We start from the raw sequence: 20,429 nt of genomic DNA on the forward strand, positions 1-20,429 counted from the left end.
GTCCAGGGGGGCGCGGGCGGTGGTGCCGGCCGGGGTCTGGGCCGAGGCACTGGCGGTCAGACCGGTGCCGAGGAGAGCCGCGGTGGCGACGGCGGTGGCGACGGCCAGCGTGGTGCGCTTGTGACGCGCGATGCGGGGAGTCACACAAGCTCCTTCGGTGGGGGAGTCCGGCCGGCGTGGGGTTGCCGGGCCGGAGCGGATGTCAGGTTGCTGTGCTCGTGCGGCGGGGGCAGGAAGAGGGGCATCACGGGCGGGTGCATGTCATGACCCCGCCGGGATGTTGGCCGAAAATCGGCTGTCCGATTCGTGTTTCAGCGAGGTGAACGGGCGCCGTTCCGGGTGTCGCGCCGCCGGAACGGCGCCCTGGCCTGGGGCTCGGGGCGGTTTACGGGAACGTCAGTTTCCAGTCGTCGATGTAGCCGGTGTCGCCGGGACCCAGATCCTGGACGCGCAGCTTCCACGTGCCGTTGGCCGCCACGGAGGAGGCGTCGACCGTCCAGGTCTGGTGCACGTCGGGCGTCGGGTCGTACCCGCTGTTCTTCAGCCGGGCCGTCGCCCCGTTCGGCGCGACCAGGTCGATCTGCAGGTCGCCGCTCCAGGAGTGCACGATGTCGACCGAAACCTGGAGGTTCGACGGCGCGTTGCCGCTGCGCCCGGTGACCGTGATGGGCGAGGTGACCGCCGAGCCGTAGTCCGGGATCTGCACGTCGGCGCTGTTCTCGAAGGTGGAGCCGCCGCCACCACCGCCTCCGCCGCCGCCGTCGGAGCGCGAGCCGACGTTGACCGCCGCCCAGGCGTCCTGCACCGCCTTGTACTCGGCGCTGGTGGTGCCGTACAGCTCACCCGCCGCCGCGAGCGTGCCGGTGCGGGCGGCCGCGTAGTTCGTGGTGGAGGTGAACTTCGTGGTCAGCGCCCGGTACCAGATCTGCAGCGCCTTGTCCCGGCCGATGCCGGTGACCGGAAGCCCGTCCGAGGTGGGCGAGTTGTAGCTCACCCCGTTGATGACCTTCGCGCCGCTGCCCTCGCTGAGCAGGTAGAAGAAGTGGTTGGCGACGCCGGAGGAGTAGTGGACGTCCTTGCTGCCCACGGAGGAGGACCAGGAGTCGGCGGAGGCGCCGTCCTTGCTGGGCTTGTCCATGTAGCGCAGCGGGGTGCCGTCGCCGTTGATGTCGATCTTCTCGCCGATCAGGTAGTCGCCCTTGTCGGTGGCGTTGTTGGCGTAGAACTCCACACCCGTGCCGAAGATGTCGGAGGTGGCCTCGTTCAGGCCGCCGGACTCCCCGGAGTAGTTGAGCCCGGCCGTGGCGGAGGTGACGCCGTGGCTCATCTCGTGGCCGGCCACGTCCAGCGAGGTCAGCGGGTCGGCGTTGCCCGAGCCGTCGCCGTAGGTCATGCAGAAGCAGCTGTCGTCCCAGAAGGCGTTCACGTACGAGTTGCCGTAGTGGACACGGGAGTAGGCCGCCTTGCCGTCGTTGCGGATGCCGTTGCGGCCGAAGGTGTTCTTGTAGAAGTCCCAGGTGACCGCGGCGCCGTAGTGCGCGTCGGCGGCGGCGGTGGCCGGGTTGGAGGTGGTGCCGTTGCCCCAGGTGTCGCTGGACTGGCTGAACAGCGTGCCGGTGCCGGAGGTGCCGTGGTTGAGGTTGTACGTCTTGTGGCCGCCGCGCGCGGTGTCGTTGAGCGTGTACGTCGACCCCGACTGGCTCGTCGTCAGCGTGACCTGACCGCTGTACTGCGTGTTGCCGACGCCGGTCTCTATGCCCTGGTAGCGGTACAGCTCCTTGCCCGTGCTCGCGTCCGTGACGACGTGCAGCTGTTGCGGGGTCCCGTCGTCCTGGAAGCCGCCGACCACCGTCTCGTAGGCGAGGACCGGCGTGCCGCTCGCCGCCCAGATCACCTGGCGGGAGGACCGGTCGACCGTCGCCCGGTCCGCCCCCAGCGTCCTGGCGCGCTGCAGGGCCTGCTGCTCGGCGGTCGCCTTGGACACCTTCGGAGTGAGGCTCGCGACCTTCACGGCGGCCTTGGTCGCCTTGAGCACCCGGGCGGTCTTCCCGTGCGCGGTGTCCACGATCAGGTCGCCGCCGAGGACGGGCAGCCCGGCGTAGGTGCGTTCGTAGCGGGTGTGCAGGGTGCCGTCGGCGTCCTTGACGACGTCCTTGACGACCAGTTTCTCCTGGGCGCCCAGGCCCAGGTCCTTCGCCGTGCGCGCGGTGGCGCCGGCGGCGTCGCGGATCAGCCCGGCGCGCTGGGCGGGCGTGAGCTTCACGGCGACGTGGGCGGGGACGAGCTTCACGGGGTGGGGCGCCGGGGCGGCGCTCGCCGTGCCCGACTGCACGGCCGCCGCGACCAGCGCGGCGACACCGGCCAGGGCGACACCCGCTGCCCGGCGGTGGGCGGTGGGGGAGGTGCGTCTGCGAGAGCTGCTGCTACTCACCACTGACTCCTTCTGCGTGGCCGCGGATTGCGCGGCCCGGGGAGAACCGGACGCGGGGTGAAGCGCCCGGGGCAGAACCGAAGTGCTGTGTGCGGTGGTGCTGTGGGGTGGCCGTGGACGGCCGAGGGGAAGCGTGGCAGGAGATCCCGCGTCTTGTCAGGAGCGCGTCAGCAGTGGATCCAAGTTGGCCGGAAACGGTCCGTTGACCGGATGTTCACGTCCGTTATACGAACCGGTTCCGCGCCGCTCACCACCCCCGTCGCCTACGGTCCCCATCGCCGGGATGTCGAAAAAGGCCCGGCCCCTCAGCGCAGGACGAAGAACACCCCTTGGGCGCGCGTGCCGTCCGGCAGGTCCCAGGCGCCGGCGACGTGGCCGGTCGCTCCCGGCGGGGCCGGGACGGGCCGCTCGGCGGCGGGGCGCAGGACGCGCAGCAGACGCAGGACGGTGCCGTCCGGGGCCACCAGATCGGTGTGCTCGGCGGTGTCCGCGCGCACGGCGAACGCGGTGGGCACCGGGCCCGTTCTGGTGAAGGAGCGGACGACCTCCCGGTCGGGGGTGTCGGTGATGCTCTGCGCCTGGGCCTGGACACGGCCCTCGATCAGGGCCGTCACCTGCTCCACGAGCACCGGGTCGTGGCAGCCGTCGTACACCCAGCGCCGGCCCAGCACCCCGTGCTCCGTGGTGCCGATCAGAGCGTGCTCCGCGCCGTCGAGCGGGGCGCCGCGGTAGGTGAGCGGCACCAGGTAGTCGGCCGGCTCGGCTCCGGAGGCGTCGCCGGCCACCATGAACTCGATCCCGACCTCGCCGTCCGGGTCGTCCAGGCGGAACCCACCGGCCTTGGTCAGCTGCGGCTCGTCCCCCTCGCCCGCGTACCAGGGGCGGGAGGGCAGCCAGGAGGCGAGCAGTTCCAGCTTGGTCGGCTTGAGGGTGGTCCTGTGGATGACGGCCATGCCCGGGAAACCTCTTCCGTCGCGTTCGGTCGTACTGCTGTCGTACTGCGGTGGTACTGCGGTGGTACTGCTCGGTGTCGTACCGCGGTGTGCCGCTTGCGGTCGCACCGCGGCGGTGGTGCTCGCGGTCGCACGGCGGTGGTGCCGCCGAGCGTCCACACCCTGTCACATGCCCGAGCGCCATCGACGCGCGGTCGTCGAACGGCGGGAACCTAGGCCAGACTGTCCCGCCACGCCCGGTGCAGACCCGCGAACGGGCCCGTGCCCGCGATGAGTTCGGCCGGGGTGCCGTCCTCGACGATGCGGCCGTGCTCCATCACCAGCACCCGGTCGGCGATCTCCACCGTGGACAGCCGGTGGGCGATCACCACGGCCGTACGGCCCCTCAGGACCGTGGCCATCGCGCGCTGCACGGCCTGCTCGCCGGGGATGTCCAGGGAGCTGGTCGCCTCGTCGAGGATCAGCACCGCCGGGTCGGCGAGCAACGCCCGGGCGAAGCCGACCAGTTGCCGCTGGCCGGCGGAGATGCGCCCGCCGCGCTTGCGCACGTCGGTGTCGTAGCCGTCGGGCAGGGTGGTGATGAAGTCGTGCGCGCCGATCGCCTTCGCGGCCCGCTCGATCTCCTCCCGGCTCGCCTCGGGGCGGCCCAGGGCGATGTTCTCGGCGACCGTGCCGGAGAACAGGAACGCCTCCTGCGTCACCATGACCACGCCGCGCCGCAGTTCGGGCATCGGCAGGTCGCGCAGGTCCACCCCGTCCAGCAGGACCCGGCCCTCGGTCGGGTCGTAGAACCGGGCCAGCAGCTTGGCCAGCGTCGACTTGCCCGCGCCCGTGGAGCCGACCACCGCGACGGTCTGCCCGGCCGGGAGGGTCAGGTCGAAGCGGGGCAGCACCTCGCCGCCGGTGCGGTAGCCGAAGCGGACGCCGTCGAAGACGACCTCGCGGCCGGGCAGGTGGGAGCGCGCGGGCGGCAGTTGCCGGGGCGCGGCCGGTTCCGGGACCGAGGGGGTCTGCGCGAGCAGGCCGGCGATCTTCTCCAGGGAGGCCGCCGCCGACTGGTAGGAGTTGAGGAACATCCCGAGCCGGTCGATCGGGTCGTACAGCCGGCGCAGGTACAGCACCGCCGCGGCCAGCACCCCCAGCTCCAGCGAGCCGTCCGTCACCCGCCAGGCGCCCCACAGCACGATGCCCGCGACCGCCGTGTTGGCCACCAGCCGGGAGCCCACCACATAGCGGGCCATCTCCAGCAGCGCGTCGCCGTTGACGCGTTCGTGGCGCCGGTTCAGGACGCGGAACTCGGCGTCGTTCGCGGCCTCACGGCGAAAGGCCCGTACCGGCCGGATGCCGTTCACCGTCTCCACGAACTTCACGATCACCGCGGCGATCGCCGTGGACCGCTCCCGGTAGACCCGCCCCGCACGCCGCCGGTAGAGCCGCACCAGCAGGTACAGCGGCACGAACGACGCCACCGCGACCGCGCCGAGCCCGGCGTCCAGCCACAGCAGCATCGCCGAGATGGAGACGAAGGACAGGACGACCGAAATGAGTTCCTGGAGCCCCTCGTCGAGCAGTTCGCGCAGCGACTCCACGTCCGTGGTGGACCGGGAGATCAGCCGGCCGGAGGTGTACCGCTCGTGGAAGTCCACGCTGAGCGCCTGCGCGTGCCGGAAGATGCGGCCGCGCAGGTCGAGCAGCACGTCCTGGTCGACCCGGGCCGAGGCGACGATGAACGCCCCCTGCAGGCCCCCCGCCGCCAGCGCGCACAGCAGATAGCCGGCGGCCACCGCGGCCAGCGGCCCGTGGTCGTGACGCCGGAAGGCCGGTACGGCGGTGTCGATCGCGTACGCCACCAGCAGCGGGCCCGCCTGCACCGCCGCCTGCTGGAGCAGCAGCAGGACGGTGGTGCCCGCGACCCGCGCCTTCATCGGCGCCAGCAGCGAGCGCAGCAGGGCGGCCGTGGCGCCGGGGGGAGTGGGCAGGACGTCCCGGTCGAAGGGGTCGCCGGTGTCCTGGCCGCTCTCCCGGGCGGGCGGGACGCCGTCCGGGTCCCCGGTGGCCGGGGCGGACGTCGTGGGAGCCGTCATCGCTCGTCCTTCATCGGTCGTCCTCCTCCTCTCCTGCCGGGGACCGGCCCGACATGAGGTGGGCGTACTCGGGGTGGGTGCGCAGCAGTTCGTGGTGGGTGCCCACGGCGGCGATCCGGCCGTGCGACAGCAGGGCGACGCGGTCGGCCAGCAGCACCGTGGAGGGGCGGTGCGCCACGATCAGCGCGGTGGTGCCCGCCAGCACCTGGCGCAGCGCGGCCTCCACGGCCGCCTCCGTGTGCACGTCCAGCGCGGACAGCGGATCGTCCAGGACCAGGAAGCGGGGGCGGCCCACGACGGCCCGGGCCAGCGCCAGGCGCTGGCGCTGGCCGCCCGACAGGCTCAGGCCCTGCTCGCCGACCTGGGTCGCCGTGCCCTCGGGCAGGGTGTGCACGAAGTCGGCCTGGGCCACGGCGAGCGCGCGGTGCAGCTCGGCGGTGTCCGTGTCGCCGTCGCCGCCCATGAGAACGTTGTCGGCCACGCTCGCGGAGAACAGCGTCGGCTCCTCGAACGCGACGGCGACCATCGCGCGCAGCTCCTCGCGGGGCAGGGTGGTGATGTCCCGCCCGTCCAGGGTGATCCGGCCCCCGGTCACCTCGTGCAGGCGGGGGACGAGCGCGGTGAGGGTCGTCTTGCCGCTCCCGGTCGCGCCGACCAGGGCCAGGGACTCGCCGGGACGGATGTGCAGGTCGATGCCGTCGAGGAGGGGCGGGGAGCCGGGCGGGGCGTCGGGGTAGCGGAAGCGGACGTTCTCGAACCGCAGGCCGTCCGCCGCGGCGGGGACCGGCGGCCCGCCCGCGGGGCGCACCGACAAATCCTCCGGCTGCGCGTCCATCACCTCGAAGTACCGTTCCGTCGCCGTCGCCGCCTCCTGGCTCATCGCCAGCAGGAAGCCGATCGACTCCACCGGCCACCGCAGGGCCAGCGCCGTGGACAGGAAGGCGACCAGCGTGCCCGCCGACAGCGAGCCGTCCGCGACCTGGACCGCCCCCACCACCAGCGTGGCGCCGATGGCCACCTCCGGCAGGGTCATGATGACCGCCCAGATGCTCGCCAGCAGGCGGGCCTTGCGCAGCTCCGTGTCCCGCAGCCGCCACGACAGCTCACGGAACGCGCGGGCCTGGCTGCGGTGCCGGCCGAAGCCCTTGATGACGCGGATGCCGAGGACGCTCTCCTCGACCACCGTCGTCAGGTCCCCGACCTGGTCCTGCGCCAGCCGGGCCGCCCGCGCGTACCGCTTCTCGAACACCGCGCTGAACGCGACCAGCGGCACGGCGGGCGCCAGCATCACCAGCCCCAGCGTCCAGTCCTGCAGCAGCATGACGACCATGCCCACCAGGATCGTGACGCCGTTGACCAGCAGGAACGTCAGCGAGAAGGCGAGGAACTGGCGCAGCAGCATCAGGTCGGTCGTGCCCCGGGACAGCAGTTGCCCCGACGCCCACCGGTCGTGGAAGGCCACCGGCAACCGCTGGACGTGCGCGTAGAGGTCCGCCCGCAGCTGTGCCTCCACCCGGGAGAGCGGGCGGGCCACCAGCCACCGCCGCAGCCCGAACAGCAGTGCCTCGGCCACCCCGAGCAGCAGCAGGTACAGCGCGCCCCGCGCCACCCCGTCCCCGTCCCGGTCGGCGACCGGGCCGTCCACGAGCCACTTCAGCACCAGCGGGATCACCAGCCCCACGCAGGAGGCGAGGATCGCCACGGACGCGGCGGCGCACAGCCGGGCGCGCACGGGCCGTACGTACGGCCACAGCCGCAGCAGCGTGCGGACGGCCGAACGACCGGTCGGGCCGGTCGGGCCGTCCTCGGGCGGGGAGGGGAGAGTCGTGGGCATCACGAGGGAGCCTACGGACCGCCCGCGCCGCCGCCCACCGAGTTTCGGCCGGGCCCTGCTCCGTCGTCGGTCCTACGACCTGCGCGTTCGCGCTCCCCCCGGGGCTCGCACGCCGCCCGGTCGTAGGGCGGTATCAACCGATCGGCTGACGCCGCTTCGAGCGCGTCGGGCGATGCCCGCGCCCCCGCGCCCGCAGGACCGTAGAGGGCATGTCCGTCATCGAAGTCCGCGAACTGCGCAAGTCCTACGGCGGCCGGCCCGTCGTCGACGGCGTGTCCTTCGCCGTCGAGGAAGGGGAGATCTTCGGGATCCTCGGCCCCAACGGCGCCGGCAAGACCACCACCGTCGAGTGCGTCGAGGGCCTGCGCGTCCCCGACGCCGGGCGGGTGCGCGTGGCCGGCCTGGACCCCGTCGACGACCACGACGAGGTCACCCGGATCCTCGGCGCCCAGCTCCAGCAGAGCGAGCTGCAGCCCAAACTGACCGTGCGCGAGGCGCTTCAGCTGTACGCCTCCTTCCACCCGGACGCGGCCGACTGGCGGCCGCTCGCCGAACGCCTCGGTCTCGCCCCGAAGCTCTCCACCCGGTTCGCCAAGCTGTCCGGCGGACAGCGGCAGCGGCTGTTCATCGCGCTCGCCCTCGTCGGCCGGCCCCGCATCGTCGTCCTGGACGAGCTGACCACCGGCCTGGACCCGCGCGCCCGCCGCGACACCTGGGAGCTGATCGAGGACGTCCGGGCGGGCGGCGTCACCGTGCTGCTGGTCACCCACTTCATGGAGGAGGCGCAGCGGCTGTGCGACCGGATCGCGGTGATCGACAAGGGCCGGCTGGCCGCCCTGGACACCCCGGCCGGGCTCATCCGCCGCTCGGCCGGCGCGACCGTCATCAGCTTCACCCCCTCGGCCCCGCTGGACGACCACGACCTCGCCGGCCTCCCGGCCGTCGCCTCCGTCGAGCACAGGGACGGCCGGATCACGCTGTCCGGCACCGACGAGACGGTGAACGCGGTCATCACCCTGCTCGCCCGGCACCGCGTCACGGCCCACCAGCTGCGCGTGGTGGACGCCACCCTCGACGACGCGTTCCTCGACCTGACCGACGACCGGGCCGGGGAGGCCACGGCATGACCATCGCACCGATCGACACCGCCGTCCTGCGCACCGAGTTCCGCCTCTTCCGCCGCGAGCCCGGCGCCGTCTTCTGGATCGTCCTGTTCCCGACGCTGCTGCTGGTGATCCTCGGCTCGATCCCGTCGTTCCGGGACGCCGACACGGCGCTCGGCGGGCTGCGCCCGGTCGACGCCTACACGCCCATCGCCGTCCTGATCGCCCTGATCATGTCCGGGGTGCAGGCGCTGCCCCAGGTCCTGACCGGTCACCGGGAGCGCGGCATCCTGCGCCGGATGCGGCTCACCCCGGTACGGCCCGCCGCCCTGCTGACCGCGCAGATGATCGTGCAGGGCACGGTGGCGCTGGCCTCGGCGCTGCTCGCGCTCGCCGTCGCCCGGCTCGCCTTCGACGTGCGGCTGCCCGCGCAGCCGGCCGGCTATCTGCTGGCCCTGCTGCTCGCGGCCGCCTCCGCGCTCGCCCTCGGCTCGGTCGTCTCCGCGCTGTCCCGCACCACGAAGATCGCGGGTGCCATCGGCTCGGCGGTGTTCTTCCCGATGATGTTCTGCGCGGGCGTGTGGCTGCCGGTGCAGGAGATGCCGCACGCGCTGGCCCGGGTGGTGCAGCTCACCCCGTTCGGTGCGGCGGCCCGCGCCCTGGGCGAGGCGGCCGCCGGTGACTGGCCCGGCTGGACCCACCTGGGCGTGCTCGCGGGCTGGACAGTGCTGCTGACGGCGGGGGCGGCCCGCTGGTTCCGCTGGGAGTGAGCGGGCCGTGCCGGACACTGGGGGCATGACGGACACCCACCCGCTCCACCAGTACCGGGCCTCGTTCGACACGTGGGGGCCCTGGGCGCTGCTGGGCGTCGGTGTCGTCGCGACGGCGCTCTCCGCCCGCGCGGTCGGCATGGACCGGCACGGTGTGATCGTCTGTGCCGTCCTCGTGCCCGCCGCCGTCGCGCTGCAGCTGTACTGGGGGAGGGTCCGGCGCAAGCGGCCGGACCCGAGCCGGACCGGCGTCTGCCTCTACCTGCTGCGCTGGGCCATCGCCTTCGTCCTGACCTGGGCCAACCCGTTCTTCGCCTTCTACGCCGTGACCGGGTACTACACCGCGGCCCGGGACCTGCCGAACCGGCTGGTGATGCCCGGTCTGTTCCTGACCGCGATCACGATGGCCGGCAGCGAGATCGGCGGCTGGCCGCCGCACGGGTGGATCCTGTGGCTCGGCTTCTTCCTCGTCCTGGCCGTCAACATGGGCCTGGTCAGTGTGTTCACCCGGTACGCATTGCAGGAGCAGACCCGTTCCCGGGTCCAGGCCGAGACCATCGACGCACTGGAGCGCACCAACACCGCCCTGCAGCAGGCCCTCGACGAGAACGCCGCCCTGCACGCCCAGCTCCTCGTCCAGGCCCGGGAGGCCGGGGTGGCCGACGAGCGCCGCCGGCTGGCCGCCGAGATCCACGACACCCTCGCCCAGGGGCTGACCGGCATCATCGCCCAGCTCCAGGTCGTGGCGAACACCCCGGACGAGGCCGTGGCGCGTGAGCACGTGGCGCGCGCCATGGACCTGGCCCGGGAGAGCCTGGGCGAGGCCCGCCGCTCCGTGCACAACCTCGCCCCGGTCGCCCTGGAGCGGGCCGGGCTGCCCGAGGCGCTGAAGACGACGGTGGCGGAGTGGGGCGGGCGCACCGGCGTACGGGCCGACTTCACCGTCACCGGCACCGCCGAACCCCTGCACGACGAGGTCTCCGCGACCCTCCTGCGCATCGCCCAGGAGGCCCTGTCCAACGCCGCCCGGCACGCGGCCGCCTCCCGCGTCGGCGTCACCCTGTCCTTCATGGGCGACGAGGTCTCCCTCGACATCCGCGACGACGGCCGCGGCTTCGACCCGCTCGCCGTGCCCGCCCGCACCGGCTCCGGCGGGTTCGGCCTGGAGGGCATGCGCGCCCGCGCCGCACGCATCGCCGGGTCGCTGACCGTCGAGTCCGAGCCGGGCCACGGCACGGCGGTCTCCGCTCGCGTACCGTTGGTGCGCGATGACCGATGACGCCGTGATCTCCCTGCTGATCGTCGACGACCATCCCGTCGTGCGGGACGGTCTGCGCGGCATGTTCGCCTCCGCGCCGGGCTTCACCGTCCTCGGCGAGGCGGCGGGCGGCGTCGAGGCGGTGGAGCGGGCCGCCGCGCTCGACCCCGACGTGATCCTCATGGACCTGCGCATGCCCGGCGGCTCCGGCGTGCAGGCCATCCGCGAGCTGACCCGGCGCGGCGCCCGTGCCAAGGTCCTGGTCCTCACCACCTACGACACCGACTCCGACACGCTGCCCGCGATCGAGGCCGGCGCCACCGGCTACCTGCTCAAGGACGCCCCGCGCGACGAGCTGTTCACCGCCGTGCGCGCCGCCGCCGAGGGCCGCACCGTCCTCTCCCCGGCCGTGGCCTCCCGCCTGGTCTCCGCCGTCCGCGGCCCCGCCCCCGGCAACGAGCCCCTCTCCGCCCGCGAACGCGAGGTGCTGGCCCTGGTCGCCAAGGGCACCTCCAACCGGGAGATCGCCCGGGAGCTGTTCATCAGCGAGGCCACCGTCAAGACCCACCTCACCCACCTGTACGCCAAGCTCGGCGTCAACGACCGCGCGGCGGCCGTCGCGGTCGCCTACGACCGGGGGATCCTCGGCTAGGCGGCCGGAAGGGTCGGCGGCCGGTGTGTCAGGACGACGCCGGGTACGGCAGCAGCTGCGCCGCGATCCTCTCCCACGCCGCCTTCAGCTCAGCCAGCAGCTCGGGCCGGTCGGCGGCGAGATCGGCCTGCTCGCGGGCGTCGGTGGCCAGGTGGTACAGGTGGTCGGTGCCGTGCGCGTCCTGGTAGTACTTCCACTCGCCGCGCCGTAGCGCCCTGTTGCCCCGCACCCGCCAGAACAGGTCGCGCTCGGGCAGCCGCTCGCCGCGCAGCAGATAGCCCGCCAGGCTGTGCCCGTCCAGCGGGTACGCCGGATCGGGCCGGGCGCCGCCCAGCTCCAGCAGGGTCGCCGTCCAGTCCGGCGAGTACACGGGCTCGTGGCTGACCTGCCGCCCGTCGATCCGGGCCGGCCAGCGCAGGATCGTGGGCACCCGGATGCCGCCCTCCAGCAGCTCGGACTTGCCGCCGCTGAGCGGCCACTGGTACGAGAACCGCTCACCGCCGTTGTCGCTGGCGAACACGACGACGGTGTTCTCCTCCTGCCCGGAGCGGCGCAGCGCGGCGAGGACCGTGCCGATCGCCGCGTCCAGGCTCTGCACCATCTCCGTGTACTTCTCGACCGAGCCGCCGTCGCCGTGCTGGAGCGCGCCCAGCACATCGCCCGCCCGGATCTTCGCGGCGATCCCGGCGCCCGTCTCCGCGTCGTCCTCGGACAGCCAGGGCCAGTGCGGGGTGGTGAAGTTGAGGTTGAGCAGCCACGGTCTGTCGTGGTCCCGGCCGACGTACTCCACGGCCCGCTCGGTCAGCACCGTGGTGTAGTAGCGCAGGTCCTGGTAGGTGGCGTCCCCCTCGTACAGGTCGTAGTCGCCGAGCTGGCCGAGCTTGGAGAAGTACTCCAGTGCGCCGCCGAAGTTGCCGAAGAACTCCTCCCACCCCGACTTGGTGGGGCTGTAGTCGGGCAGCCAGCCGCAGTGCCACTTGCCGATGAGCGCGGTGGCGTAGCCGGCCTTCTTCAGCAGGGAGGCGAGGGTGGGGTGGCCGGGGTCCAGGCCCTGGGTCCGGTTGCCGATCGGTTCGGCGAGCCCGCCCTTGGTACGGCCCGGGTAGCGGCCGGTGTACAGGCTGAACCGGGTCGGGGAGCAGGTGGCGGAGCCCGAGTACGCCTGGGTGAAGCGCACGCCCTCGCGGGCCAGCCGGTCGAGGTGGGGGGTCTTGATGTGGGGCGCGCCGTAGGAGGACAGGTCGGCCCAGCCGAGGTCGTCGCCGAGGATGAAGAGGACGTTGGGGCGCCGGGTGGTGCGGGCACCGCCGGTGCGGGCCCGGAAGGGGCGCTCGGAGGGGGAGGCGGTGGCGGGTGCGGGACCGGCGGCGGAGGCCGGGCCGGCGACCGCGGGGACGGCACCGCCGCCGAGAAGACCACCGAAGGTGCGGCGGGACATACGAGATATGTCTGGCATGGCGAGGGCCTCCGGGAGCAAAGAGGGCGCGCGGAAGGCGCGCGGACGGGCCAGAGAGAACGGGGTCCAGGGGAAACGGCGTTCAGAGGAAACGGGACGTCAAGGCGCAGGAGTCACCGCGGGAGCGGGCGCCGCAGGGCTGTGCGGCAGGCAGCGGCACAGGAGTGTGCGGCGGCAGGAAGGCTCCGGCCGCCCGGCGCCGGGCGGCCGGGACCGCTCAGTGGCTCAGTGCCTCAGGGGTTCAGCAGCCCGAGGGCCGGAGTGTTCAGCGACACAGGGCGCTGCAGTACCGGCACAGGTCGACGTGGCGCCGCGCCACGAGCGTGGCGCGCACGCTCCGGTGTCCAGCGGTCAGCCTCATGATCAGCACGGTGCCGGCGCGTGGTCCCGGCCGTCAAGCACACGTCCACAGTGTGGAACCGCCCGCCCCCGGCGGACTTGGGCGCCGCCGCCCCGCCCGGCCCCTACTCCGCGACCCTCAGCAGCAGCACCGACCGCTCCGGCACCGTCACCGCCGTCCCCGACCGGTGGGTCACGCCGGGGGCGTCCGCCTGTTCCTCCCGCGAGGTGTCCACGACCACCTCGTAGCGCCGGGCCCACGGCGGCCCGGGCAGCACGAAGCTCACCGGGCGCTCCCCGGCGTGCAGCACGGCCAGGAAGCTGTCGTCGAGGACGGGGGCGCCGCGCTCGTCGCGGCCGGGGATGTCCCGGCCGGACAGGTACATCCCCAGCGTGGCGGCCGGCGCGTACCAGTCCGGTTCGGTCATCTCCGTGCCGCGCGGGGTGAACCAGGCCAGGTCCCGCAGACCGTCCGCCGAGTGCGCCCGCCCGGAGAAGAACGCGCGGCGGCGCAGCACCGGGTGGCGGTGGCGCAGCGCGATCAGACGGGAGGTGAGGTCGAACAGGGCCCGCCAGCCGGGGTCCTCCAGCAGGGTCCAGTCCAGCCAGCCGATCTCGTTGTCCTGGCAGTAGGCGTTGTTGTTGCCGCGCTGGGTGCGGCCCAGCTCGTCGCCGGCCACCAGCATCGGCACGCCCGTGGACAGCAGCAGCGTGGTCAGCAGGTTGCGCAGCTGCCGGCGGCGCAGCGCCCGCACCCGCTCGTCGTCGCTCTCGCCCTCCGCGCCGCAGTTCCAGGAGCGGTTGTCGTCGGTGCCGTCCCGGTTGCCCTCGCCGTTGGCCTCGTTGTGCTTGCGGTCGTAGCTCACCAGGTCCCGCAGGGTGAAACCGTCGTGCGCGGTGACGAAGTTGACCGAGGCGTAGGGGCGGCGTCCGCCCCAGGCGTACAGGTCGCTGGAGCCGGACAGGCGGTAGCCCATCTCCCGCACGTCCGGCAGGGCGTGCCGCCAGAAATCCCGTACGGCGTCGCGGTAGCGGTCGTTCCACTCGGTCCACAGCGGCGGGAACGCGCCCACCTGGTAGCCGCCGGAGCCTATGTCCCACGGTTCGGCGATCAGCTTCACCCGGCGCAGCACCGGGTCCTGGGCGATCACCGCGAGGAACGGGGAGAGCATGTCCACGTCGTGCATAGAGCGGGCCAGCGCCGCCGCCAGGTCGAAGCGGAAGCCGTCCACGCCCATCTCGGTCACCCAGTACCGCAGCGAGTCGGTGATCAGGCGCAGCACGTGCGGCTGGACGACGTTCAGGGTGTTGCCGCAGCCGGTGTAGTCGGCGTAGCGGCGCGCGTCCGGGGTCAGGCGGTAGTAGCGCTGGTTGTCGATGCCCTTCAGGGACAGCGTGGGGCCGTACTCGCCCGCCTCCGCGGTGTGGTTGTAGACCACGTCGAGGATGACCTCGATGCCGGCCGCGTGCAGCGCGCGCACCATCCGCTTGAACTCGCCGACCTGCTGGCCCGTCGTACCCGAGGCGGCGTAGCCGGCGTGCGGGGCGAAGTAGCCGATGGAGTTGTAGCCCCAGTAGTTGCGCAGGCCGCGGCGCAGCAGGTGGTCCTCGTGCGCGAACTGGTGCACCGGCAGCAGCTCCACCGCCGTCACGCCCAGTCTCACCAGGTGCTCGATCGCCGCCGGGTGCGCCAGGCCCGCGTACGTGCCCCGCAGCTCCTCGGGGATGCCCGGGTGCAGCTTGGTGAAGCCGCGCACGTGCAGCTCGTAGATCACCGAGTCCGCCCACGGCGTCTTGGGCCGGCGGTCGTCGGACCAGTCGTCGTCATCGTGGACGACGACGCCCTTGGGCACGAACGGCGCGGAGTCCCGCTCGTCGCGCACGGTGTCGGCGACGTGCTGGTCCGGCCAGTCCCGTACGTGCCCGTACACCTCCGGCGGCAGCCGGAACTCGCCGTCCACGGCGCGCGCGTACGGGTCGAGCAGCAGCTTCGCCGGGTTCCAGCGGGCGCCGGTCCACGGGTCCCAGCGGCCGTGCACCCGGTAGCCGTAGCGCTGACCGGGCATCACCCCGGGCACGAAGCCGTGCCAGATCTCGTGGGTCAGCTCGGTGAGCCGGGCCCGGGTCTCCTTGCCGGCCTCGTCGAACAGGCACAGCTCGACGGCCTCCGCCCCGCCCGCCCACAGCGCGAAGTTGGTGCCCGCCACACCGTCCGGGCCGGTACGGAACCGGGCGCCCAGCGGGGTCGGCGCGCCCGGCCACACGGGCACGGCGGGCGGCGGCGCGGCACGGCGCGCACCGCCCACGACGACGGCCGGCCGCACCGGGGTGTGACCGTCGCGGGTGGCGTGACCGTCGTGGGTGGTGTGACCCTCGTGGGTGGTGTGACGGTCGTGCGTGGTGTGCCCGTTCCCGGTGGCGCGCCCGCCCGCCACCGCCTCCCGTTCGGCTGCGCTGGACACCTGAGTCGGCCCCTTTTTTCGGCTGTTGCGGCTCGTCGGCCTTCCGGCCCGCTCGTGCGGCTCCTTCCCGGGCGCGGCTCCCCGTCGTGTGGTCCTCCTCAGTGTTCTGCCCACCGCGTGGCTCGCACTCACGTTTCCCGGGAGCGGGCCGGTCGTTGGGCAGCCCGTGAGGCACGTACAACGGCGCGCACGGCGCGTGGGGGCCGCGCTGGCCGCCGTACTGAGCATCGCCGCCCTGTCGGCGGGCGCCGCCGGCTGCGCCCCGGGCGGCCCCGGCGCACGGAAGGGCGCCCACGGCGCACCGCCCGCGGCCGCGGGGGTGATCCGCGTGTGGCCGGACGACGGCAGCAAGGGCGTCGCGCCGGGCACGACGCTGCGCGTGCGCGCGGTGGACGGCCACCTGGAGTCCGTGAGGGTCGTCCGGTCCCAGGACGCCCAGGACACCCCCGTGCCCGGGCACCTCTCCCGCGACCGCCGCACCTGGCGACCCGCCGAGGACCGCCTGGCGCTCGCCGCCCGGTACACCGTCGACGCCGTCGCCGTCGACGGATCCGGCCGCCGCTCGGCCCGGCACACCAGCTTCACCACCTACGTCCCCCGCGAGCGCGTCATCGCCTACGTCACCCCGGAGAACCGCTCCCTGGTCGGCACCGGGATGATCGTCTCCCTGGCGTTCAGCCGTCCGGTCGCCGAGCGCGCCGCCGTCGAGCGCGCCGTCCGCGTCACCGCCCGGCCGCCCGTGGAGGTCCGCCCGCACTGGTTCGGCGCCGACCGCCTCGACTTCCGGCCCGAGCACTACTGGCGGCCCGGCACCGAGGTCACCGTCGCACTGCGGCTGCGCGACGTCCGCGCGGCGCCGGGCGTGTACGGGCTGCAGTCCAAGACGTTCTCCTTCACCGTGGGCCGCAGCCAGGTCTCGGTGGTCGACGCGGCGGCGCACACCATGCGGGTGCACCGCGACGGCGTGCTGCTGGCCACCGTGCCCGTCACCGCCGGCGCGCCGGAACACCCCACGTACAACGGCAAGATGGTGGTGATGGAGATGCTGGACGTCACCCGCATGGACGGCCGCACGGTCGGTTTCGGCGGCGAGTACGACATCCCCGACGTCCCGCACGCGCTGCGGCTCACCGCCTCCGGCACCTTCGTGCACGGCAACTACTGGTCCTCCCCGGAGCCCTTCGGCCGCACCAACGTCAGCCACGGCTGCGTGGGCCTGGAGGACGTCAAGGGCGGCGGCGGCGACACCCCGGCGGCCTGGTTCTTCCGCCGCAGCCTCGTCGGTGACGTGGTGGAGGTCGTGCACAGCGACGACAGGACCGTCGCCGCGGACAACGGCCTGGGTGGATGGAACATGGGCTGGCGGGAGTGGAAGGCGGGCAGCGCGCTCGGCCGGCACGGAGCCGGCTGAGGAAGGGAGCCGGCTCCGTGCCGCGGGCGGCCGCCGTCGCGGGGGACTGCCGGACCCCTGTCGCGGGAACGATCCACAGGGGGTTCCGGGGGCTGCCGAACTTGGGACGCAACAGTGACAATTGCCGGACGTCCCGCCCCTGACCTTGTGGTTACTATGCGCCCGTGCGTGTGTGAGACACGCGGGGGGCCGGGTCGAACCCGCCCGGGGAGGGGAGAGACGACGTGAACCTGCGGCCGATATCGGGGGCGTCGGTTGACGCGGACGGACGGCGCGGACGACGGGCACGGCGGGGGAGCCGGGGCCTGCCGGTGCTGATCTCCGGGGCGCTGCTGCTCGCGGTCACCGCGTGCGGCGGGGGCGGCTCGGGGTCCGGGACGGACAAGGACAAGGACGCCGACAGCGCGCAGAGCAAGCAGTCGCAGGCCGTCGTCACCATCGCGCCCGAGGACGGGGCGCAGTCCGTGGACACCACCGGCGCGCTGAAGGTCAGCGCGACCAAGGGCACACTCACCCAGGTCGTCGTCAAGGACGCCAAGGGCACCGAGATACCCGGGAAGCTGACCGGCGGCACCTCCTGGACGCCGTCCACCCACCTGGCCGCCTCGACCCGGTACACGGTCCACGCGGTCGCCAAGGACTCCGCCGGCCGCCAGGCCGCCGAGGACTCCAGCTTCACCACTCTGACCCCGAAGAACACCTTCGTCGGCACCTTCACCCCCGAGGACGGCTCCACGGTCGGCGTCGGCATGCCGTTCTCCCTCCGCTTCACCCGGGGCATCACGCACCCGGAGGCCGTCGAGAAGGCCATCAAGATCACCACCGAGCCCGCCGTCGAGGTCGCGGGCCACTGGTTCGGCAACGACCGCCTCGACTTCCGCCCCGAGCACTACTGGAAGTCCGGCACCAAGGTCACCGTCAGGCTGAACCTCGACGGCGTCGAGGGCCGCCCCGGCGTCTACGGCAAGCAGTCCAAGACCGTCTCCTTCACCATCGGCCGCAACCAGGTGTCCGTCGTGGACGCGGCCGGCCACACGATGAAGGTCATGCGGGACGGCAAGGTGGTCAAGACGATCCCGGTGACCACCGGCAAGCCCGGCTACGACACCTGGAACGGCAAGATGGTCATCAGCGAGAAGCTGACGGTGACCCGCATGAACGGCGAGACGGTCGGCTACGGCGGCGAGTACGACATCAAGGACGTCCCGCACGCCATGCGCCTGACCACCTCCGGCACCTTCATCCACGGCAACTACTGGGGCGGCGGCGCCTTCGGCAACTACAACGCCAGCCACGGCTGCGTCGGCCTGCGCGACGTGCGCGGCGGCTACGACCCCGGCGTGCCGGCCGCCTGGTTCTTCGACCACTCGATGATCGGCGACGTGGTCGAGGTCAAGAACTCCCACGACCGGACCGTCGCCCCGGACAACGGCCTCAACGGCTGGAACATGTCCTGGGCCGACTGGAAGAAGTGAGCCGGGCCGCCACCGTGCCGTGCCGGCGCTCGGGCGAGCCCCCGGGCGCCGGCCCCGTGTGTCCCACGGCACTGACCCGCGCCCGTTAGTCGCCGTTAACCTGCTTCCCATGACCGTAACTCTGGAAGTCGCCGAGGGCGTCGGCACGCTGCGCCTTCACCGCCCGCCCATGAACGCGCTCGACGTCGCCACGCAGGACCGGCTGAAGGAACTCGCCGAGGAGGCCGGCCGCCGCGAGGACGTGCGCGCCGTGGTCCTCTACGGCGGCGAGAAGGTGTTCGCGGCCGGCGCGGACATCAAGGAGATGCAGGTGATGGACCACACGGCGATGGTCCTGCGCGCCCGCGCCCTGCAGGACTCCTTCACCGCCGTGGCCCGCATCCCCAAGCCGGTGGTCGCCGCGGTCACCGGCTACGCGCTCGGCGGCGGCTGCGAGCTGGCACTGTGTGCGGACTACCGCATCGCCGCGGACAACGCCAAGCTCGGCCAGCCGGAGATCCTGCTCGGCCTCATCCCCGGCGCCGGCGGCACCCAGCGGCTGTCCCGCCTGATCGGCCCCTCCAAGGCCAAGGACCTGATCTTCACCGGCCGCCAGGTCAAGGCCGACGAGGCGCTCGCGCTCGGCCTGGTGGACCGGGTGGTCCCGGCCGCCGAGGTCTACGAGACCGCGCACGCGTGGGCCGCCAGGCTCGCCCAGGGACCGGCGATCGCGCTGCGCGCCGCCAAGGAGGCGATCGACACCGGGCTGGAGACCGACATCGAGACGGGCCTGGCCGTCGAGCGGAACTGGTTCGCGGGGCTGTTCGCCACGGAGGACCGCGAGCGGGGCATGCGCAGCTTCGTGGAGGACGGGCCCGGGAAGGCCAAGTTCCGCTGAGCCGTCGTCGTCCCACACGGCGAAATCTCGCCAAAATCACTTGCTGTTGACACGCCGTCTGATCCCGGTTCGCTCGAAGGGGCGTTTGCGCGGGGTCGGGGTGGTGCGGGGCGGTCGCGTCGAGCGCACCGCCCCGCAGCTGTCGCTGCCTGTGTTCACGCAGGTCGCACGGGCCGCTTCGGGGCTCGAACTGCCGATGGCATATGCCGGGCGCGCGTGGCTGAACGGGGGCGCTCAAGGGGCGTATTCCGCCGGAACGGCCACGACGGGTGCCACGGGCGGCCATGATGGGGGCATGGCGGGGCTGGAGGGCATCGAACAGCCGCGGGGGCGCAGTCATGCGGCCGCGGCGCGCTGGTCGCCCGGGACGGAAGACGAACGGGCGCTCACCGCACTGGAACTGTACGGCAACCCCTCGGAGAGGGAGATTCCGCTGCCGTCCCGGCCGGAGTCCGCCGCCACCGCGCGCCGCCTCGTCCAGGTCGTCGTCCTGCGCCAGTGGGGTCTGTCCTCCCGGCTGACGGAGGACGCGGTCCTGCTGGTCTCCGAACTCGTCGGCAACGCCGTCCGGCACACCGGCGCCCGGGCGTTCGGGCTGCGGATGCGCCGCTCGCGCGGCCGGCTGCGCGTCGAGGTGCGGGACCCCTCCCGCGGGCTGCCGTGCCTGATGCCGGTGCAGGACCTGGACGTCAGCGGGCGCGGCCTGTTCCTGGTGGACAAGCTGGCCGACCGCTGGGGCGTGGACCTGCTGCCGCGGGGCAAGACGACCTGGTTCGAGATGCGGGTCGCGGAACGCTGAGCCGGCGCCGCGACACGCGCCGCCGACCTGACACCCCGCCGCCTGATTCTCGCCGGCGTGACGTACGGCTCGCCCGGCGCCCGGCGGCCTGAAAAACCGCTCTCCTGACACTCCGCCGCCTGACGCGCTGCCCACGTGACGTACCGCTTGCCTGGCGTCCCGCCGGTCTGGCGTCCCGCCGGTCTGGCGTCCCGCCGGTCGGGCGCCCCGCCGGTCTGGCGTCCCGCCGGTCTGGCGTCCCGCTCACCTGACGTCCGCTCGCCCGGCGCCCGTCGGTCTGGTGTCCCGCTCGCCCGGCGCCCTCGCCACGGTGGACCGACGCCCACCTGCGGTCGTAAGGGTGAATCGCCCGTTTTCTTACCGTACGCCTCTTAAATGGTGCGGGTGACCACCACCGACCGCCGTGGCGTGCTGCGGGCCGGTGCCGGGCTCGTCGCCTCCGGCGCGCTGGCCGCCGGCTGCTCCGCCACCGGTGCCGCCCCGCACTCCGCCACGCCCGACACCCCCTCCGGGGCGTCCCCCGGC

Annotated in this window: 15 protein-coding genes; 8 read left to right on the plus strand and 7 right to left on the minus strand. The window is 73.3% G+C overall.

Annotation, left to right across the window (positions count from 1 at the left end):
• Positions 1 to 385: 385 nt before the first annotated feature.
• The 4 genes from GV126_RS22660 to GV126_RS22675 all read right to left on the minus strand — a co-directional run bounded on the left by GV126_RS22660 (position 386) and on the right by GV126_RS22675 (position 7,302).
• Positions 386 to 2,431 carry a M4 family metallopeptidase gene (locus GV126_RS22660; protein ID WP_159669822.1) on the minus strand — a complete coding sequence of 682 codons (2,046 nt, stop codon included), beginning with the start codon at positions 2,429 to 2,431 and terminating at the stop codon, positions 386 to 388.
• A 305-nt stretch (positions 2,432 to 2,736) separates the two neighbouring features.
• Entirely contained in the window at positions 2,737 to 3,384 is a 648-nt protein-coding gene (locus GV126_RS22665) for a maltokinase N-terminal cap-like domain-containing protein (protein WP_159669825.1), read from the minus strand.
• A 212-nt stretch (positions 3,385 to 3,596) separates the two neighbouring features.
• Positions 3,597 to 5,468, minus strand: a complete 1,872-nt coding sequence (locus GV126_RS22670) for an ABC transporter ATP-binding protein (RefSeq protein ID WP_159669829.1) — start codon at positions 5,466 to 5,468, stop codon at positions 3,597 to 3,599.
• Between the two features lie 10 nt (positions 5,469 to 5,478).
• Positions 5,479 to 7,302 carry an ABC transporter ATP-binding protein gene (locus tag GV126_RS22675; protein WP_159669832.1) on the minus strand — a complete coding sequence of 608 codons (1,824 nt, stop codon included), beginning with the start codon at positions 7,300 to 7,302 and terminating at the stop codon, positions 5,479 to 5,481.
• A 209-nt stretch (positions 7,303 to 7,511) separates the two neighbouring features.
• Between GV126_RS22675 and GV126_RS22680 the strand changes: the two genes are divergently transcribed.
• From GV126_RS22680 to GV126_RS22695, 4 genes are read left to right on the plus strand one after another with little or no spacing between them, the layout of a single operon-like run.
• Complete coding sequence (locus tag GV126_RS22680; protein ID WP_159669834.1) at positions 7,512 to 8,429, plus strand: ABC transporter ATP-binding protein; 918 nt, start codon at positions 7,512 to 7,514, stop codon at positions 8,427 to 8,429.
• A complete protein-coding gene (locus GV126_RS22685; protein ID WP_159669837.1) occupies positions 8,426 to 9,175 on the plus strand; it encodes an ABC transporter permease in 750 nt (249 codons plus the stop codon). Before GV126_RS22680 ends, GV126_RS22685 begins: the two co-directional genes overlap by 4 nt.
• Positions 9,176 to 9,200: 25 nt before the next feature.
• Positions 9,201 to 10,454 carry a sensor histidine kinase gene (locus GV126_RS22690; protein WP_159669840.1) on the plus strand — a complete coding sequence of 418 codons (1,254 nt, stop codon included), beginning with the start codon at positions 9,201 to 9,203 and terminating at the stop codon, positions 10,452 to 10,454.
• Positions 10,444 to 11,085, plus strand: coding sequence for a response regulator (locus GV126_RS22695; RefSeq protein WP_159669843.1), 642 nt, complete (start codon positions 10,444 to 10,446; stop codon positions 11,083 to 11,085). Before GV126_RS22690 ends, GV126_RS22695 begins: the two co-directional genes overlap by 11 nt.
• Before the next feature lie 28 nt (positions 11,086 to 11,113).
• Here GV126_RS22695 and GV126_RS22700 read toward each other — a convergent pair whose 3' ends face one another.
• The 3 genes from GV126_RS22700 to glgX form a co-directional block, all read right to left on the minus strand.
• Positions 11,114 to 12,541, minus strand: a complete 1,428-nt coding sequence (locus tag GV126_RS22700; protein WP_159669846.1) for a sulfatase family protein — start codon at positions 12,539 to 12,541, stop codon at positions 11,114 to 11,116.
• A 265-nt stretch (positions 12,542 to 12,806) separates the two neighbouring features.
• Positions 12,807 to 12,902: a putative leader peptide gene (locus GV126_RS37495; protein ID WP_369123899.1), complete on the minus strand. Its 96-nt coding sequence runs from the start codon at positions 12,900 to 12,902 to the stop codon at positions 12,807 to 12,809.
• Positions 12,903 to 13,005: 103 nt separating this feature from the next.
• Positions 13,006 to 15,342, minus strand: a complete 2,337-nt coding sequence (glgX, locus tag GV126_RS22705; protein WP_419796087.1) for a glycogen debranching protein GlgX — start codon at positions 15,340 to 15,342, stop codon at positions 13,006 to 13,008.
• 166 nt (positions 15,343 to 15,508) lie between these two features.
• Between glgX and GV126_RS22710 the strand changes: the two genes are divergently transcribed.
• The 4 genes from GV126_RS22710 to GV126_RS22725 all read left to right on the plus strand — a co-directional run bounded on the left by GV126_RS22710 (position 15,509) and on the right by GV126_RS22725 (position 19,904).
• Entirely contained in the window at positions 15,509 to 16,753 is a 1,245-nt protein-coding gene (locus GV126_RS22710; protein WP_159669849.1) for a L,D-transpeptidase, read from the plus strand.
• 224 nt (positions 16,754 to 16,977) lie between these two features.
• A complete protein-coding gene (locus GV126_RS22715) occupies positions 16,978 to 18,228 on the plus strand; it encodes a L,D-transpeptidase (RefSeq protein ID WP_185948284.1) in 1,251 nt (416 codons plus the stop codon).
• Positions 18,229 to 18,337: 109 nt separating this feature from the next.
• On the plus strand, positions 18,338 to 19,105 hold the full coding sequence (locus GV126_RS22720) for an enoyl-CoA hydratase/isomerase family protein (protein WP_159669852.1): 768 nt from the start codon (positions 18,338 to 18,340) through the stop codon (positions 19,103 to 19,105).
• Positions 19,106 to 19,400: 295 nt separating this feature from the next.
• The gene (locus tag GV126_RS22725; protein ID WP_028425106.1) at positions 19,401 to 19,904 is read left to right on the plus strand and encodes an ATP-binding protein; all 504 of its coding nucleotides are present in this window, start codon (positions 19,401 to 19,403) and stop codon (positions 19,902 to 19,904) included.
• Positions 19,905 to 20,429 lie beyond the last annotated feature (525 nt).

It is taken from the genome of Streptomyces mexicanus, assembly GCF_902506575.1.
GTDB classification, from domain to species: domain Bacteria; phylum Actinomycetota; class Actinomycetes; order Streptomycetales; family Streptomycetaceae; genus Streptomyces; species Streptomyces mexicanus.

Excerpts from the sequence above, each read along its gene's own strand:
- GV126_RS22665 (WP_159669825.1), bottom strand. The coding sequence starts at position 3,384 with ATGGCCGTCATCCACAGGACCACCCTCAAGCCGACCAAGCTGGAACTG.
- GV126_RS22670 (WP_159669829.1), bottom strand. The coding sequence starts at position 5,468 with ATGACGGCTCCCACGACGTCCGCCCCGGCCACCGGGGACCCGGACGGC.
- GV126_RS22675 (WP_159669832.1), bottom strand. The coding sequence starts at position 7,302 with ATGCCCACGACTCTCCCCTCCCCGCCCGAGGACGGCCCGACCGGCCCG.
- GV126_RS22680 (WP_159669834.1), top strand. The coding sequence starts at position 7,512 with ATGTCCGTCATCGAAGTCCGCGAACTGCGCAAGTCCTACGGCGGCCGG.
- GV126_RS22685 (WP_159669837.1), top strand. The coding sequence starts at position 8,426 with ATGACCATCGCACCGATCGACACCGCCGTCCTGCGCACCGAGTTCCGC.
- GV126_RS22690 (WP_159669840.1), top strand. The coding sequence starts at position 9,201 with ATGACGGACACCCACCCGCTCCACCAGTACCGGGCCTCGTTCGACACG.
- GV126_RS22695 (WP_159669843.1), top strand. The coding sequence starts at position 10,444 with ATGACCGATGACGCCGTGATCTCCCTGCTGATCGTCGACGACCATCCC.
- GV126_RS22700 (WP_159669846.1), bottom strand. The coding sequence starts at position 12,541 with ATGCCAGACATATCTCGTATGTCCCGCCGCACCTTCGGTGGTCTTCTC.
- GV126_RS37495 (WP_369123899.1), bottom strand. The coding sequence starts at position 12,902 with ATGAGGCTGACCGCTGGACACCGGAGCGTGCGCGCCACGCTCGTGGCG.
- GV126_RS22720 (WP_159669852.1), top strand. The coding sequence starts at position 18,338 with ATGACCGTAACTCTGGAAGTCGCCGAGGGCGTCGGCACGCTGCGCCTT.
- GV126_RS22725 (WP_028425106.1), top strand. The coding sequence starts at position 19,401 with ATGGCGGGGCTGGAGGGCATCGAACAGCCGCGGGGGCGCAGTCATGCG.